We start from the raw sequence: 18,667 nt of genomic DNA on the forward strand, positions 1-18,667 counted from the left end.
GAAGATTTAGTTAATATTAAGACTCTTATTTATCTTTTTAATAAGCAGACTAGTTTCACGTTCAAGTCTAGCTCTTGTTAACATCCCATTTGAATAAACATGATTATAAACAGAGATCTTTTCTACCCTGATACTTCCTTCAAAAACTTTAATATCAATTTCAGTGATTCTTTTATATTTAATTAATAGAGTCTTATCCGTTTTATCAAAACGCTGCCCATTCACTGTAAAATAGAGAGATTTATTATCGACGGTAAACCTTATTTCCAAGGTAGCTTCTTTTAAAGGCTCTTTAAGTTTTTGGTACAAACTAGCCCCAGCACTTAGCATCAAGCAATTAGCTTTCTCTTCAGCGAGATAAGAGTCCCAACCTTTTAGGGATAACTCAAATGCCCCATTAAAAACTTTATCATTTGTCCAATCAAAAAAACCCCAAACTCCATAACCAGAGGTATGTGAAGATAAAGTAGGTAAAATACCTGCTAGAAATTGATTGTGAATTTCTGGTTTAATTCTTCCGAAGTTTGGGTACTGAGGGTTAGATATATGAAAGTTTAATTGATCGATAAAAGGACGGCCTCTTTGCACACTATTTGCTCTAAAAGCACCCACAACTCGAGTGAAGTGATCAACCGCTTCTTTAGCGGAAAAAGGTTTATTACTTTTCTCTCCAATCATTGGATGATAATAAATAGCATCAACTTTAATATGCTTTTTGCTGTAATTAGAATCTAAACTGCCATCAATTGAGGATAAGTCTGAGTCAACCCTATGTTCATAAACGATATCATCTTGCTTAAGTGCAAACTTTGTTAGTGATATTATTTTTAACAAATAAATATTATCAAAAAAGAAATGTAATTCTTTAAAAAGAGCTTCGTTAAAAAGTGGTAAAGGGACTTCATTAAAATTATCTACACTAACGTTATAAATTGAATTTAATTCTTCAACTGAATAGCTTGCAGACAAATACTGTTGAAAGCCACAGCCTTTAGCAATAGTTAACCTGTTTTCAAAGGTAACATTGTCATTACACCTTAATACAGACCAATAAAAATCCTCCCAACACAAGAAAAACTTATAATTAAGATTAAAGTTCGAAACAACATTTTCAATAGTTTTGATATAATCTACCCATGAATATTGAAGTTTTTTATTAATAAAAAATTTCCTATATCTTTCAAAAGTAGTAATATTTTCAGTAGAATTAGACCATAGATATCCGACCCTCAAAATTAAATTAAAGTTATTTAATTTAATTTTAGAGCAAATAAAACTCAGGCGATTTAGTAGCTCTTGATCATAAGTAATTGGGTCTATTTTAGTTTGAAAAGGCGACCACGGGAGAATTAAGATAATAGTATTAAAACCATGGGATTTAATTATTTCAAAATCGCTCTCTACCTTATCTTCTTCAAAAGTGTTCCAAAAATTACCCATGGAGCACTCACCAAAATAATGGGTCGCTTTTATATATTGCTCTTTAAACAATTTTTTTATAACCTAAAAGTGTAAAGTCTCTCGAATAAACAATATTTATTTTTTCAATAGCCCTTTCATTCAATTTATAACTCCCTTCTGTTTTATTTAATTGAGGAGTTATATCTACATCGACATGATCGCCTTCAATAACAGATTGTATGGAAGCTAAATCCTGATCTAATGTTTCTAACTTTCCAATAAAATCAACAATAATTTTACTTCTATCATTAATATCTGTTAACCAAAAAACCTGAGGTTTAAAAATAAAATCAGGGCCTTCAGAGTCTTCCCACATAGAAGAAAGAACATATTCATTAATATCTTTAAAGCTTTCTAACTTCTCTTTAACCGGGGCTGGCGTACCAACCCACTTCAACAAAAACTTATAAGTTGAAATAACACGGTCATAAGGATTTCGTACAATACTAAACTTATACATGTTATCCCATGTATCTTGTCCAATAACATTACGAATACTAGATGCAGCAGAATGCTTACATAAGCCAAACCTATTTTTATAAGCTGGTTGTATAGACTCACCAAAATGAGTACCACCAATTTCTAGATCTTTGTAGGTCGTATATTTTGCTAACACATTAGTTACAGAAGTGCCTGCCGCTTTCGGTACATGCACAAATACAAACTGTTTTGAATTATTAATAATTGCCATAGCTAAATGTAAGGCTTACACCTTACATCCTTATATTTTATTTACTTGAATAGACACCAACACTCTCAAAAATACTTTTAAATACTTTTTTTCCGTGTTCAAAGGAATATTTAGCTTCGACTAAGGTTTGACTATTTTCAGAAAATTTAGTCCACAATACAGGGTCATCATATAGTTTAATAATTGCATCTACCCATTCTTGTGGGGCATTCGCAATTAGTGAACTAATACCATGTGTTAGCCCAGTACCTTCAGCGGCAACGTCACTTAAAATAGTAGGTAAATTATAAGCCATTGCTTCTAATACTTTACCTTTAATACCCGCGCCAGACAATAAAGGGGCAATAAAAAGCCTGTGGTTGTGATAAACACTATCTAACGACTCTGCAAAACCAACCATATCGATATTCTCAGTTTCAAGCGATTTCATGCTTTCCGGCATATTACTACCATACACGTATAGTTTAATATCAGGGCGGCTTTTAAAAAGTAACGGCATAATTTCTTGCGCTAAATACTCAACAGCATCTCCGTTAGGGGTATGATTAAAGCCGCCTAAAAAAGCAAGCCCCTCTCTACTTTCAAAACTAGGTCCTTGGGCTTTTTCTTCTAAAACCCAAGGAGTAAGGTGTAGTTTTTCAGCTTCTAAAATATGACTTGTAATAACGGCATGCTCAGTACTGTTATAACAAAGTATCGCATCGACTTTTTCACAAACTGCCAACTCATCACTTCTAGTGATTAAGGCTTTTTCTAATGCTTTTGGATCTTTAGCACCTTTTAATGCAGCCCTCATTTCGCGAAGGAAATGTAAATCCGCATTATTGAAAATAATTTTTGCATTTGAATGCTCGCGAATATAAGGAATATACTCCTGCGCAATATGGTAGCGAGTAATATAAACAGCATCCATTTCACCAAGTCTTTCTTCAAGCACATGAGCAACACTTTGATAAAATGGCGCATAGAGTACTTCCACTCCCATTTTTTGTAGCTCGGTTGTATATTTACCAAAGTGCGCTAGATTCGCAGGGATAAAAGTCACTTTAAACCCAAGAGATTGAATTAATTTCATCTCTTGAATAGCTGCATAACTCCCTGCATCTTTGTTGGGCATTGGAGAAGCGTAATCGATAACCAGCACACGTTGGTCAATATTACGATCTTTATCAAAACGTAAATTATGAAGACTAGGAGAACCATTATTGCTATAGGTTTTAAACCACTTCTTTCTAAAGGTTTCTTCGTTGATTACTTGATAACGCTTTAAGCCTTTATTAAGGTCTGTACCGTGGCTTTTCCCTTCAAAGTGCGTAACAACAGAGTGAGGAACATAAACAGTTTTATAACCCGCTTCTCTCACTTTAAACGCTAAATCAGTGTCTTCGTAATAACACGGCGCTAATTCTTCACTAAAGCGCCCCACACCATGCCAAATATCACTTTGAATACACATAGCCGCACCAGTTAAATAATCAACTTCTCGCGCATAATTATATTCAGGCATTAAAGGGTGACTGTCACGTCCAACGTTCCATGGCTCACCAGTTTTCCAAACTAACCCACCAGCCTCTTGTAAAGAACCATCTAAATTAAGTAGTTTAGACCCTGTCATACCGATTTCAGGATCGCTTTTCATCTTATTAATTAATTCATCAATCCAGAATGAATTAACCTCAGTATCATTATTCAAGAATATAATGAACTCTCCTTTGGCTTTTTCTGCAGCTTGATTACAGCTACGTAAAAAACGCAGGTTCTCGCTATTTCGAGAAACAACAAGATTCCCAATAATTGACTCAGCATTAGTCGTTTCATCATCAGAGCAATCATCAGCCAAAATCACTTCATATTTTGTTTTGTTATAGGCTAAAGCAATAGATGCAATACAATGATAAGTTAACTCAAACTTGTTAAAAGCAGGAACGATGATCGAAACTTCAGGCTCATGACATTCCGGCAAGGTGAAAGCAGGAAAGCTTTTTCTCCCTTCATAACCTTGCACAATTACATTATGAATAGTGGATATATTAGCAGGCTTAATACTTGTATCGCCTTCTCCTAAAGCGCACAGCTGATATTGTAAAGATTCATAACGACTATCAGCTTGGTTACTCATTCCAAGAAAACCAGGTTTGTTATAGCTATCCTTCAAATACAACCAAGGTGTTTGGATACACTGAAGCGAAAAATAAGCCGTTGCAATAATTTCAGGTATGCCCAAAATGCCAACCTTAAATAATTTTCGTTGACCATCTTGTAAAGTAAGCGGGATTGGCTGTCTTATCTGAATTTCCGTTTGGTCTGTATTAAACTCTAAACGATGAATTATTTTGTCTTCATGAAATAACTCAACTGTTTTTTGCCCTAACACTTTTTTAGAGACTAAGCGCGTTACAATATGACCATGCTCTTCTCTTATTATCTGCCCATAAACATCATTATCTTCTATGGTAATTTTCTTAGGTTCAGCTTCAATTTTTTGTAAAGTATCTGCTTCTACAATGGTTAACTCTATTTCACCATATAAAAACTCTGGCCAGCTATCAATTGCAGTTATCTCGAATGCATGTTTGCCTGTATGAATACCTGCATCTTTGAGATCTTGACGGTAAAGATTAGCACACCCAGTGCCTATAATTTTTTCATTACAAATGACATGTAGATTTAAATATCTATCATTTTCATTAGCAACAGCCCATCCTTTGACTGTACCCGTATCGAAGCTATCAATAGAACCTCGTAACGTTTCTGCAACCTCTTCAGGTATTTGTTCGAAAAGTTGCTCTTTTTTTTCGTCTGTCATTTGTTTTGCCTTTTCTTCTATATCTACTTGAATGAAGATATTAATTAATGCTTCAACATTTAAAGGTAATTAAACATGGAAAGAACACTAATAAGCTTCTATCTTACATCCTTTTACCTAGCAAATAATCCAACTCACTTATCGATTAAATCTGCTTTATCATTCTAAAACCAGTTATAAGACTAATTACTCGGATATATAATTCCGGTAATCAATAATTTTAAGCTATTGAAGTTTAGTACAGTTATTAATTTAAACACGTTGTTATAGCAGTTATGTTGATATAATTAAATCTTATAAAAAAGGGGAAATCCAATTTCCCCTTTTAATACAAAAAATTTACTTTTAAATATTAAAAGTTATATTAATTGTATTTTAGTTAAAACCTGCTGTACGTAAGATCTTGCTTGTTTTTCTGTTTCACTTTCAGCATAACAACGCAACTCAGGTGCATTACCTGATGGACGTAAATGAATAACATCGTTATTGTTCAATGTTAAACGTAAACCATCTGTCACATCGACATCAGAAACGGAAACATCTTCATAACCAAGCTTTGATAATAGTGCTTTCGGGTCTTTGGTGCCTTCTGCGATAATTGACAGGCTACGTTGCGTTTCAAACTCTTTAATACGGTCACTTGCAGTGAAACGTTGCGGTAAATCTGCAACTAACTGTGATACACCAACTTGTTTAGCTGATGCTAATAATACGATCGCAGGTAAAACAGCATCTCGGGTTGGTAATGCAGTTAAACGATTATGATTAATCGTAATATCTGAGCCTAATAAAAAACCACCGTTTGCCTCGAAACCAGCAACACTAGCAAATTTCGAATTTAATTCAGAAAATTCTGCAATGACGTAAGGAGAGCCAATTTTGGTGCGAGTGACTTGTTTAAAACTAGCAGATTTTTCAACAGCAGTATTACAGCTAACAGGAATAGCAAGCGCTTCAATATTAAGTAATTGAGCACAAAGTAGTCCTAAAATATCACCTCGTAACCAATTGCCATTTTCATCGGCAACTAAAGGTCTATCACCATCACCATCTGTAGAAAAAATGAAGTCAAATTGGTATTGTTTAGACCAGTTGAGCGCTTTAAGCGCATCTTCATCACTTACCGCTTCAGTATCGATAGGAACAAATACATCCGAACGCTCTAATGCAGTAACACTAGCACCCAGTTTAGTGAAAATGTCAGCGTATAAATCTCTACCAGCACTTGAATGCTCGTAAATCCCTACTTTTTTACCCGCTAAAACATCAGCGTTAAACAGCGATGTATAACGCTCAATATACTGTTCAGCAGCAACAGGGCTAATGCGCAACTCATCAAGAGCAGTAATCGCCTCAAATGAAGCTTTATTACCTAAAATCAGGGCTTCATCTTGCTTATCAATTTCACCATCTGGACGGTAAAACTTAAGACCATTTCTATCAAAAGGAATATGGCTGCCAGTCACCATGATTGAAGGCATGTTATCAGCCATTGCCGTTGCAGCTAATGCAGGTGTCGGTACAACACCATAATAAACAACTTCAATTCCATATTGAACAAGCATTGCCGCACAAGCCTTAGCTATTTCAGGGCTGCTTGGACGGTTATCTATCGCAAGAGCAACTTTAGTGAAATCAAAATTTCCTTTCATGACATCAACAAATGCCGCGGTAAAAGCGGCACAGGCATTAGTGCTAAAGTCAGTGACTAAACCGCGTGCACCACTGGTGCCAAAGCCAATACCTGACTCTTTAATTACATGAGATGTTATTAACATAAAATATAAACCTTAACTATTTGTTAGCGTGCAGAGTAGTGAATGAAAGGTTTGCAAAACATATTGAAAGCATACGTTCACCACCTAATTCCTGAGCATTTCCATTAGTAACAAACTTAATACGGTACTGGTTTTTAATCAGTGCTCTCATTTGGTCTTTATTAATTTCAAAAATATATTCCATAAAATCACTAGAGATTATTTTATTTTCAATTAATTGTTTGCCAAAAAACAAGTTAAGCTCAACAGGTCCTTGAATCTGCTTAAATGGAGAACAAATGACTCTTACTTTAGTGATTAATGTTTTTTCATTAATTAGGTTACTGATATCAATTTCACCAGTCATCTCTGACATCCACACATGCGACTCTTCTAACTCATTAAACCCACGTAATGTAATAGGTGAATCTGATGTAAATGACGCAGAGAGCTCCTGAGTAGCTTGATTGTCAACCGTTAATGTTTCCATCCAGTCAAAATCATTCACTTGAACTTTCGGTTGAACCTGCAGTTGCTCAATGGTATTGGTCGCTAAATCAAAACGCCAAGCGTGATCTTGATAAGTCACTTCAATAAACTCTGACGCTTCAATATGCTTAGCATTAGTAAATAAACCAATATAGCCTGAATTGTAAGCTTCAACGCAATCAAAGTGGCTAACCGCCCAAACACCTTTGTTAGATTTATTACCTTCTTTATCAACCAAAGCATAAGTAAAGAGTGGCGCTTTATCTTGGTCGTAATAAGGTAAAGCAAATTTTTCACTATTAATCACAGAGAATAAAAAGTATTGCTCAGTGTCTAAAGCGGGTCCGAAAGGCCCTCGGAAGTAGACTAATTGAGGCGCACTTAACTTAACCTCTGCCGGTGCTAATTCTAAATGGCCATCAGCGACATAAGGTTGTGTTAATAAGAGTTTGAGTTCATTACCAAACCAACGAACACCTTCTTGTACTAACTCAATACCGACAGAATGAGCACCTTTAAGTAACCAATCGGTATCAACACGTATTGGCATAATAATTTCATTATTAGCAGGCAACACAAATGGGATATGAGTACGCGGGTTATCATAATTTAAAATGTTCCCGGCTTTATCGTATAAATGATAACTTAGGTTAACGCTTTTACCACCAGGTAAACCAATATTACTTGACCATAGGTTGTCGCTCAAATTCTTCACTGCAACTGCAATGCGTAAATGCGAACCGTCATCAGATAAAAAAGGCCCTTCAGCAATATTTAATGAATGGGCTATTTCATTCTCATTTAACGCTTTAAGTGTGTAAATTTCACCAACATCATCAAAACGAGTATTAGGTAATACTTGCTCAGGCTCATAATATTTATGCCAGTTACCGTTTAACACTACCTCTTTAATCTCTTGTGCGCTTTCATCCCAGCTAGGCCAACTCACCTCAACCGCTTGGTGATCTTTATCTAACTCTTCATCAATGTAAGTACAAATAGCTTGTGCTAACCCTTCAGCCGATCCGGCTTCAAAATAACTTGCTTTAGGTGCACCTTCACCAACCTCTCTGAACACTGGTAAATCGGCTAAAATAACAGGACAATTTTTACGTCCTGCTTCAACAACGGGTAACCCAAAACCTTCAAGGTAAGAGGTCATAATTAATGCGTCAGCCACCTGGTAAGCAGCCGCTAACCCTGCATCAGAAATACCTTGTCGCCAGAATAAACGTTTTTCTCTTTCAGGGTGGTTCTCAAGCATCGCTTGTAATAACTTAGTATCCCAACCGGCTTTACCGACAATCACTAGGTTGACATCGACACCTTGCTCCCACAGTTTTTCAAACGCTTTTAAGCCGTAGTATTGCCCTTTACGCGGTTCAATCGTCCCTACCATCAAAAAGGTAGGTCGAGTTTTAGTAAAGTTTAACTCACTGATTTCTGGTTCAACATCAGCAAAGTCAGCACCTAAACGAAAGTAACCGACCTTCATTGGGCGTGGTAACTTAATATCTTCGATTAATTGATACACTTCATCTGCAACAGCACGAGAAACACAAACAATACCAGTAGAATAGCCCAGTACAAACTCGAACCAACGTCTAAAGGCAGGGGGCATACCTTCGTCCGTCATTGCAGACATGGTTAATGGGCCAATGTCATGGATACCATGTACCACTTCCTCACCACAGACTAACGCGTCAGCTAATCTTGGTTCTTGCCCTTCGATAAACGTCCAAGAACTGTCCAATAATAAGTATGAATCATTATTTTTAAATTCAATTCTATTTTGAGGCGTTAACTTCACCGCTGGTTTACTTAACTCTGAAAGTGCATACCAGCCAGAGCGATCTTTACAATAACTTAATACCGTTTGATTATGCTCAGTGGCATTTTGTTTTAAGGCTGCTTTCGATAAATTATGCATTACACGCTGAATACCTGATAAAACAGGGCTCTGTGCGGTAGAAGTAACATCCATAATAAGACGAGAACTCGGTGTACTTTCAACAAGCGCTTCAGTGGAAGACTCCAAGGTCAGAGAAACAGGGCGTTTATCTAAAGCTTGAGTAAATGCATCAAGGCTTAAATCAACCGTTTTATCCCAAGAGAACATCGATGCTCGTTGATAACCGTGGTCAATGATAGTCTCTTTAAAATCAGAATCTGACAGTAATTTTTGTAACAATTGAGTCAAAGTATGGTGAACATCAGGGTCAAAGAGTTGCGCTTCGCTTTGCACAACCTCTTCAACCGCACCACCTGCTGCAGAAAAGAATGGTGTACCACAGGCCATGGCCTCTAATGCGCCTAAACCAAAGCCTTCCATACGTGAAGGCTGGACAGCAGCAACGGCATTTTTATACAGATCCACAAGCTCTTTATCAGAAATATACCCCGTCGTTACCAAACAAGTTTGTGGAATATCATACTCATCGAAAATAGTACGTAAAGGTGTAATATACTCATCGCCAAAATCGCCAACCAATACAAGTTTCAAGTCACCAGCACGACATGCAGCTAAATTAGCCATGCCTTTTACTAAACAAGGCACGTTTTTACGCCAGTCCATGCCGCCTACATAAACAACGTAGTCGCCGAACTGCTGAGCGAATGAACTCTGGTCATAAATCCAATTGTTTATCAAATATTGAATGTCACCGGATAATCCCGCTGAAATCGCAACACTATTTTTTTGTTCATAAATTTCTTGATACTCATTTTCAGTGAACTGAGAGTTACATAGCACCACATCAAAGTTAGCAATTTCATCAAAACGACGGTAATACAACTTATAAGCATTCTCATCTTGCAAGTAAATATCTGGGAATCGATGCGGAATTGCATCATGATAAATACAAGATGAGATAATATTACTATTTAACTCTCCAACCTTAATAAATGGATTAGCTATATCACCAGTGCCCTCAAAAGGGCTTGGTGACAGTGCAACATCAGGGTTTATTTGATTAATATGCTCCGTTAAAATATGCTCATCTAGCATACGTTCTTGGCAATAAGCTGTGACTAACTCTCCATGAATACTTGTGCCATACCAAACCTGAACATCACAATTTGGTATGTTTTTTTTAAGGTAACTCCTTGCTGCAACAGTTTCTTGCTTCATTGAACCGTTTAACGACACTACCAGCTCTACATTTCTCTGTGCTAATGTGTTTAAAAAATCAATAACATAACGGCCTATACCACGAACATTACTACCCGTTTGAAAACACTGCCCATCTACCCAAACTTTCATTTTATTGCCCTATGTCCATTTTATTCAAATTATTTCTTAAACGGTATAGTTGATCTGGTATATGACTAAGTAAGGGAGTTTCAAAGTTCGCCTCACTAAGTTCATCTAACATTTGATTAAGTACAACACTAAAAGATTGTGCATTTTTAATGTTTTTTCGTGCAAAAGCTCTCTCAATCTCAACTAATTTTTTTTCGCATTTTAATATGTATATATCGATATAATTACGAATCATAATTGGAAACATAAAATCAAAAAATTCATTTGAATCAAACATTTTATCGACAGTTCCAACCAAAGGGTAATTTTCTGTAACTACTTCTAAATGATTTATTGAAAAATTTTTATTTGATTTACAAAATTCAATGTTTGATTGTTTATATTGTCCACTAATTCTAGAAGCTAACTCTCTAGATATTTGTACTGGTTCAATACATGGTAATTTTTCAACATAGAAGTTAAATAACTCTTTTTTTAATGAATTGTCTTTAATGTATTTGTTTAAGTTGAAATTTAAAACTCCAACTTTATAGTCTAACTTTTCATTAACCCTCTTAATCACTGGATAATTATTAATATTTATTTTCAATAATTTAGCAACGTGCTTAATTATATCTTTATTTTCATTAAAAGGAGCAAAGCTAACGTTTTCAAATACGGAACTCCATCTATCCCAAAGTTTAAAATAATCAAAGTAATTAACATCTTTGATCCACATATTATTAATTACCTCCCTTGATATAGATAGATTTCTTATCACCACAGATAAATAACTTTGGAATAAATCTGCTTGTGGTCGGAGATATGCAATAATTTCGATATCGTCAAAATGAGGAGAAAATAATTGCTTAGCTCTCTTAACCATTGCTATATTATCGATACGAGAGTGGAAATGTTCACTAGACACCAAAAATACACGACACCCTAGATTTTTAGCTTCCTTAACTTCCTCTGCTAAGCTAATCTCTAACTGATTGCAAAAGTCCTCATGACTTTTTTTATCTGTTATATTATATCTATCAAACCCATCATCTCTTAAGCCAAGTAATCTAGAATATACACTTGCCTTACGATGATCTTTATTCCCTAAAGCTTTAGAATAAAAAACACCATCATCAATTAATAGTTGCCTATTCATTTCACCCCAAGCTTGCAAGGATGTTGTCCCTGTTTTTTCCGTGCCTATATGAATAATAAGTTTCATAACTTACTTTTCCTTTTAAACATTAATTTTAGAAATAAATTTTGAACTACCGCTTAAAAATAGTTTTTAGCTGTTAAGAATACCCTCGAGGGTAGTCAAGTCTTGTTTTTACAGTAAGACGCATTCCCTTACTTAGATTCGCATTAGGAGTTTCAACTAAAGCCGTTAATGAATACTCATTAAACAGTAAACATGAACAACCTAATTATAATGTTCTGCATACATCATCTAAAATTGACAAGAAAAATTCAAAACCACCATATTGAAAAAAATACTATTCGCTCATTATCCCGAGAAATAACATTGACTCATAAACTGCTAGATACAAGAATAAAAACCTGACTCCGTTCGTTGTCTTTGTTATTTTAATTGCTACTACTTACTATTTAAATAAGCAATAACCTTATCAACATCAGCAGGAATATCGACAGCGAGAGAACCACTTTCAACCTCAACCATATCCACCTGTATATCTGATTCAAGAAAACGTAATATTTCAATGTCTTCAATCTTTTCTAATGGCGTTTTTTCTTTACTTGAAGTGAAAAATGATAAATGATCACGACTAAAAGCATAAACACAAACTTGTTTATAAGCGTTCACATAATCACCACCTTTAGACAAAGGGATTGCTGATCGGCTCATATATAAAAGTTTCTGATTACTAGTTGTAACTACTTTAGGTACTGTTAGCGAACGAAATTCATCCTCCGATGTAATTGCACAATAAGCATTAGTTACATTGCTAGTCTTTTTGAATGATTCAATAATTTTAGTGATATTACTAGGTTCTATAACTGGTTCATCACCTTGTACATTAATCAAAAAATCACAATCTAACTTTAAATTAGCTTCTGCTAACCTATCTGTACCAGTTAAACAATCTGATGAAGTCATGACAACTTGACCACCAAAACCTTTAACACGCTCAGCAATTTCTGTACTATCAGTAGCAACATACACATCTACAGAATTTACAGCAACACAACACTTTTCCCAAACATGCTGAATCATTGGTTTACCGCAAATATCTACCAATGGTTTACCAGGAAAGCGACTAGACTGAAACCTAGCCGGAATTACAACTGCATATTTCATATTATTTTCCATTTAATTCTTCCCATGAATCAATACTAATAGAACGATTATTGTGACACCTTTCAAGCATTTTTTCTTTAACATTAGAAAAAGGTAAATAGGCAACAAAATCAATATTATTAAGCTCTGCACCTTCATAGTCAGAAATAGCATCACCAAACATGACAGCGCTTGCCGAATCATGTTTATTAAGTATCTGTTTTATTAAATCAGATTTTTTAGTCGGCGAGCCAAAAACACCATCAAAATGAGTATCTAAACCTCGCTCTTTAAAAACCTCTCTTAGCTCTTGTTGCTCAGAACCACTCGCAATATATTTATGACCTTGCAAGCTCGATATAAAGCTCAATACCTTAGGGGTTAAGTCAGCAGATAGATAAAGAGCCTTACATTGACTTGAATACCCTTGCAAAATTGCGGCTTTTACCGGCTCTTTTTCACTTTCTTTTAAATCTAACAATTCGTTTACAAACACATCAATATGATGGAAACGAGAGCGGCCAAAATTATCACGAAAATAATCGACACAAACAGCCACTTTCTCTATATCTGATACAAGAGGAAGTAATGTATTATGCATCGCATCAATCTTTAATTGATTAGAGTCTAAAATAACGCCATCACAATCAAATATATACACATCATAACTAGCAATGAGGGGCATAAACAGAGCCTTTCGTTAACGGATAGGTAGTTGGAGTTAAAGAAACAATATTACTGCTACGTTTATCTTGGCTATATAACTCAAAAATTTTAACCATCTCTTGTTGACGCAAATCATTGATATCATATCCATCAAAACCGATGGTATTAACTGATAAGGGTTTAGATTCCAGCAACATTGCCAATACATATGCGGCAGTAATGTCAGAAGGGATAACGCAATGAGTTGTGTTTGATGTTAATATATCCGCTTGGATATCCAACCCATAATCTAACCTCTGCACATTAGCAATAAGCTCCAACTCTTCAGTTGCAAAACGATGCTCTGGAAAAATAATAGGCTTATTTAACGCTTTATATGCATTAGCATCAGATAAAAACTTAGCATTGTGCGAGATAACATAATAATCAATCAACTCAGCAGGAATTGCATTAGAAATATTAATAGAGATAACAACGGGTTTATATTGTTGTATGTACAATAAAATTGCATTTAAATATTTTTGTGTAGTCGGTGCATTAGTAATAATTAAAACATTTTTATCATCAAACAAACCACACACTGCATCTGTTCCAGATAATTTAGCGGTTTCATTAGTGTTAAATGATAAAGCAGTATTTAATACAGCACCATTGTATGATGTAGTCCCATCTAATTTACTCAAATAATCTATCGCACCAACTATTTCATCGGTTCCGTAATGGCTATTAGATAATAAGTTTTGAATATAAGTTGGGTGCACATCATTTTGAGCTCCTAGAAAGTATAATAAATTACTTCCCCAACCATAATGTTTTTGCATTGACTCAAAATGGCGTATTACTAATTCATAAATAGGTTTAGACAAATACTTACTTTCGTCTTTATCCAAAACTGCTAATAAGCTTTCTGTTTGAGTATTACCCGCACCACGTCCCATACCGGTAATAGTTGCATCCAACCAGCTAACACCTACATTCTTAGCCGCTAAAGAATTATCTAAGCCTTTGCCCATATTGTTATGGGTATGAATCCCTAATGGTCCAGTCCATTCAGTACGTAATGCCGTAACAATCCGTTCAACTTCCGCACTATCCATATTACCTAATGAATCAGCGAAATAAAGAACATCTAAATCATTCCACTCTTTAGCTTGTCGAGCTTTATCTGCAATGACGTCTGCCGATTTACCACCTGACTGCATTAAGTTATAACCAACGATATAGCCTAGTGATTTTAAGCGTTTAACGATAGGTCCTGAATATTCCACTTCAGGAAAATGTGCAGCAATGCGCACCAAACTAATTTTACTTTCACTTTTAGGTACAAATAAAGTATCAACAGCATCCTCAATTGATAGCTCTGACTCTAAAATTGTTTTAGCATCCACCATAACGCCATAAGTAGGACCGTCAGGTAAATCTAATGTATTAAGGTGAGCTTCCGTTGTATACGCATAAGCGCCTAAGAAATCTGATTTAGGAAAATTACGCAACCCTAACTCCACAAATTCAATTTTTGAATTGGCTACTGCAGCTAAATATGCATTGACAACTTCAGATTCGAAGTCCCAATTATTGTAATAACCACCATCACGTAGCGTACAATCTAATATTTTCATTATTCTTATCCTAATTAATTATAAGTTTGTTAAAGAGTTTAAACGTATACATTGTTCTTTCTGGAAACTTTTCAATTCACTGATCTCAAAATTGTCTTTTCTTCTATGAACAATAAAAAATTTATTACTATCAAAATAATTACTTTCTTTTAGACAAGAAATTTTTTGACAAATAGCATCATATAAAGCGTTATAGTTAATAACACCATTCTTGAAAGCTGTATTTTTGAAAGTATCTGATATAAATTCCTTTGATGGAAAATGAACTTTTGCACTAGTTACAATCGCTACATATATAGATAATGAAGAATTAAAGCCATGGAAGTTCCCTTTAAAAGTGCTTGGAATCATTGTTTCAGCAAAAAATTTATCTTTATCAATTATGTTTTCATTATTAAATGACACTTTATTTTCAAGAGCCGATACTTCCATTTTTTTTTGTAAATTAGCAATTAAATTCTGAGTCGAAATAGACTTAACTCTTGAATCTCCTTTAATTAATAGGTCACTGGAATTTTTTTCTATTAAATATTTTTCGATAACGGTAGAGTAATTTAACGTAGCTTTAAATTCACCAGGCCCTTGTCCCCAATAACGCAAAAACATCCAATCTTTTTTAAGATCTCCCTCACTAAAATTGTAAACGGCTTGACTTTCAAGTTTAAGTTCAGAAAAAATATCAATAATATTTTTAAAGGTACAGACTTTTAATTGACTCGATTTTTTCAAAAAAGGCTTATCCCAGAAGAAACCAAAGCACAAGATTGATGAATAATTAGGAAAAAACTTTTCAACTGCATCTTTCCCAATTTCATTTTTTAAACCATCACTATAAATACTATACTCTAGATTAAATTCAGAAATAATCGCTTGGGCTTTTTCCTTCAGTCCAAAGTTATGAACCCAAATATGCCTTAAGCCGTTAGAAATTTCTAAACCTAGTTCATCAAGCTTTACCCATCGGCCTCCAGACTTCTCTATTACACTTAATACAGGAAGACTAAGTTGAACATTTTTCAATGTTACAATCAAAAATGTTTTATTTTCAGTTCGTAAAAAAGCTGTTAGCAATAAAGCAAACAAATCATTATGTACTAATGCAGCACTCATGTTTTTCATACTATTCATACCTATTTTTCAGTTGTATTAATACTATATTAACGGCTACACGACTAATCTTTATCAAACCCATACAAATCTTCTAAACGCACAATATCATCTTGAGCGATATACGATCCCGTTTGCACCTCCATCATTACGAGTGGAATACTGCCTGGGTTTTCGATAGCATGTGCCGCACCAATTGGGATATACGTTGATTGATTTTCGGTGATTAATGACTCTTTACCATCGCATAATACTTTTGCAGTGCCTGATACCACAATCCAATGTTCAGCTCTATGGTAATGCATTTGTAATGACAAACGCGCATGCGGTTTGATGGTGACTTGCTTAGACTTATAACGCTCACCGCGTTGTAACAAGTTGATATGTCCCCAAGGACGATACACAGTTCTGTGTTGCACCGACTCTGGTCGTTTCTCTCTATTAAGCTCTTCAACTATTTTTTTCACATCTTGTACCCGTGACTGATCAGCGATTAACACCGCATCACTGGTTTCAACAATCACTAGGTTACTCACACCAACCGTCGCGACTAATTTATCACGCGCATCAATTAAGCACCCTTTTGTATCGATGCTTTTAACATCGCCACGATATACGTTCTGGTGTTCATCTTTTTCTTTAACTTCCCAAATAGACGACCATGACCCAACATCACTCCATCCCGCATTTAACGGTACCATAGCAGCATGTTCAGTTTGTTCCATAATGGCGTAGTCAATTGAATCATCAGGACAGGTTAAGAATGATTCTGCATCAACACGAATAAACTCAGAGTCAGTCACTGCATTGTCAATAGCCGCTTTACAAGCCGTTAATATTTCAGGCTGGTGCTTTTCAAGCTCTTGAATATAGGTACTGGCTTTAAATAAGAACATACCGCTATTCCAAAAATACTCGCCAGACGCAACATAGCTTGTCGCCGTTTTAAGGTTTGGTTTTTCAACAAACTCATCAACAACTAAGCAATCGCAGCCTTTAATTTTTTTGCTACTACGTATGTAACCATAACCTGTTTCTGGTTTGTCAGGTACTATTCCAAAGGTAACTAATCGGCCTTCTTCTGCACATTTTTGTGCTTGGGCAATCGCTGCATGAAAAGCAGGGACATCACTAATCACATGATCTGCCGCTAATACGAGTAACAAAGGATCTGACCCTTTTTCAATCGCTTTAATCGCCGCTAATGCAACAGCTGGCGCAGTGTTGCGACCTTGCGGTTCTAATAGAATATCACCGCCTAATGCATCAATCTCATTCAATTGTTCAGCAACAATAAAACGATGCCCTTTATTACAAATAATAGAAGGGGCAAGCGTTTTTAACCCTTTTAAACGTAAAATCGTTTCTTGCAACATAGTGCTTTCACCTACTAGTGAAAGAAACTGCTTTGGGTGTTGCTTGCGTGATAAAGGCCACAACCTAGAGCCATTCCCACCTGACATGATCACAGGTAAAATCATAATATTCCTTTTAATGTAGAGAGTAAAAACCTAAAAAACACTTTCAGTTTTTTATTTATATTTATTTAATTTTGTTATATTTCATAAAATAAGATGCATTCTTGTTATAAATTTCATAAGACCTTTTGACAAAAAATAATGAACTCATTTCTTTATCTTTAACAACAATACTATTGGGGTTAATTAATTTATTGATTGGATTAGTACGTAGTTTTATCCAGTCTAAAGCTTCACCTTTTGTATCTAAATTTTGGATATTAAGTTTTATATGCTTTAATAACTTATTAACTAACTCATTCATTAGAGATAATTTAGGATGATTAATAGTATGAAAATCACATACTCCATCATTAAAATTATTTAAAATAATGTCACTCATTTTTATATCAACTTTTATTTCTCTATTTCTCAGTTCTAAAATAGAATCTTCTGCCACATTAATATATTTTTGTTGATTAAAATCTACATCTAAATAACGTTTTAGAGCCTCTTCCTCAGATAACCCTTCATTAAAAGCTTCAAATATTGTTTGGTTATGATAAGGACCTGTTGCAGATTGAGGTCTTTTTCCATTAGGTAATTTAGGTGGGTAAAACCAATCAGGATGATTTCCTTTAAAAAACACACCTGGTATTACAACCATTTTGCTCGAATATCTTTTGTTAAGCTCTTCTGTATTAATACCTTTAAATAATTTAGAAATAGGTTGCGTGATAATATAATCAGTCCTATCTAAGCGATGAATAATAGAATCATCATAGGTATATTCATGAGCTTTAATGCACTCTATCACATAGAATTTATTATTTTTTAATGGGATTAAATCAGCAATAACATCGGATTGACAATTTCCTATAATAATAAATGTAGTGATATCTAATTGATCTTTCAACAGAGTGTACTTATCAATTAATAAGGGCCCCATTGGTCTATATTTCAGTGCTAAGTCAAAAAGTTTGAAAGCCAAAAAAGGATCGGAATCTATCAATTTAATTGCAGCATCTCTGATTTTATTTATTTCGATATTTTCCAGTTTCATAAAATTAC

The 18,667-nt window shown here is 34.8% G+C and carries 12 protein-coding genes; all 12 read right to left on the minus strand.

Annotation, left to right across the window (positions count from 1 at the left end):
* Positions 1–6 precede the first annotated feature (6 nt).
* A complete protein-coding gene (locus Q0794_RS13110) occupies positions 7–1,491 on the minus strand; it encodes a hypothetical protein (protein WP_298942614.1) in 1,485 nt (494 codons plus the stop codon).
* Complete coding sequence (locus Q0794_RS13115; protein ID WP_298942616.1) at positions 1,484–2,152, minus strand: sulfotransferase family 2 domain-containing protein; 669 nt, start codon at positions 2,150–2,152, stop codon at positions 1,484–1,486. Before Q0794_RS13115 ends, Q0794_RS13110 begins: the two co-directional genes overlap by 8 nt.
* A gap of 37 nt (positions 2,153–2,189) precedes the next feature.
* Positions 2,190–4,958 (minus strand): glycosyltransferase, encoded by a 2,769-nt coding sequence (locus tag Q0794_RS13120; RefSeq protein WP_298942618.1) that lies wholly within the window; start codon positions 4,956–4,958, stop codon positions 2,190–2,192.
* Between the two features lie 359 nt (positions 4,959–5,317).
* Complete coding sequence (locus Q0794_RS13125; RefSeq protein ID WP_298942620.1) at positions 5,318–6,736, minus strand: phosphomannomutase; 1,419 nt, start codon at positions 6,734–6,736, stop codon at positions 5,318–5,320.
* A gap of 16 nt (positions 6,737–6,752) precedes the next feature.
* Complete coding sequence (locus Q0794_RS13130) at positions 6,753–10,466, minus strand: glycosyltransferase family 1 protein (RefSeq protein WP_298942622.1); 3,714 nt, start codon at positions 10,464–10,466, stop codon at positions 6,753–6,755.
* A gap of 1 nt (position 10,467) precedes the next feature.
* Positions 10,468–11,670, minus strand: a complete 1,203-nt coding sequence (locus Q0794_RS13135; protein ID WP_298942624.1) for a hypothetical protein — start codon at positions 11,668–11,670, stop codon at positions 10,468–10,470.
* A gap of 375 nt (positions 11,671–12,045) precedes the next feature.
* The gene (locus Q0794_RS13140; protein WP_298942626.1) at positions 12,046–12,780 is read right to left on the minus strand and encodes a 3-deoxy-manno-octulosonate cytidylyltransferase; all 735 of its coding nucleotides are present in this window, start codon (positions 12,778–12,780) and stop codon (positions 12,046–12,048) included.
* On the minus strand, positions 12,770–13,432 hold the full coding sequence (locus Q0794_RS13145; RefSeq protein ID WP_298942628.1) for an HAD family hydrolase: 663 nt from the start codon (positions 13,430–13,432) through the stop codon (positions 12,770–12,772). Before Q0794_RS13145 ends, Q0794_RS13140 begins: the two co-directional genes overlap by 11 nt.
* Complete coding sequence (locus Q0794_RS13150) at positions 13,416–15,032, minus strand: aldolase catalytic domain-containing protein (protein ID WP_298942630.1); 1,617 nt, start codon at positions 15,030–15,032, stop codon at positions 13,416–13,418. Before Q0794_RS13150 ends, Q0794_RS13145 begins: the two co-directional genes overlap by 17 nt.
* An 18-nt stretch (positions 15,033–15,050) precedes the next feature.
* Positions 15,051–16,151 (minus strand): hypothetical protein, encoded by a 1,101-nt coding sequence (locus Q0794_RS13155; RefSeq protein ID WP_298942632.1) that lies wholly within the window; start codon positions 16,149–16,151, stop codon positions 15,051–15,053.
* A gap of 53 nt (positions 16,152–16,204) precedes the next feature.
* Entirely contained in the window at positions 16,205–17,617 is a 1,413-nt protein-coding gene (locus Q0794_RS13160) for a mannose-1-phosphate guanylyltransferase/mannose-6-phosphate isomerase (protein ID WP_298942667.1), read from the minus strand.
* Positions 17,618–17,681: 64 nt separating this feature from the next.
* Entirely contained in the window at positions 17,682–18,659 is a 978-nt protein-coding gene (locus Q0794_RS13165) for a WcbI family polysaccharide biosynthesis putative acetyltransferase (RefSeq protein WP_298942634.1), read from the minus strand.
* Positions 18,660–18,667 lie beyond the last annotated feature (8 nt).

Source organism: uncultured Psychromonas sp. (assembly GCF_947489755.1).
GTDB lineage: Bacteria > Pseudomonadota > Gammaproteobacteria > Enterobacterales > Psychromonadaceae > Psychromonas.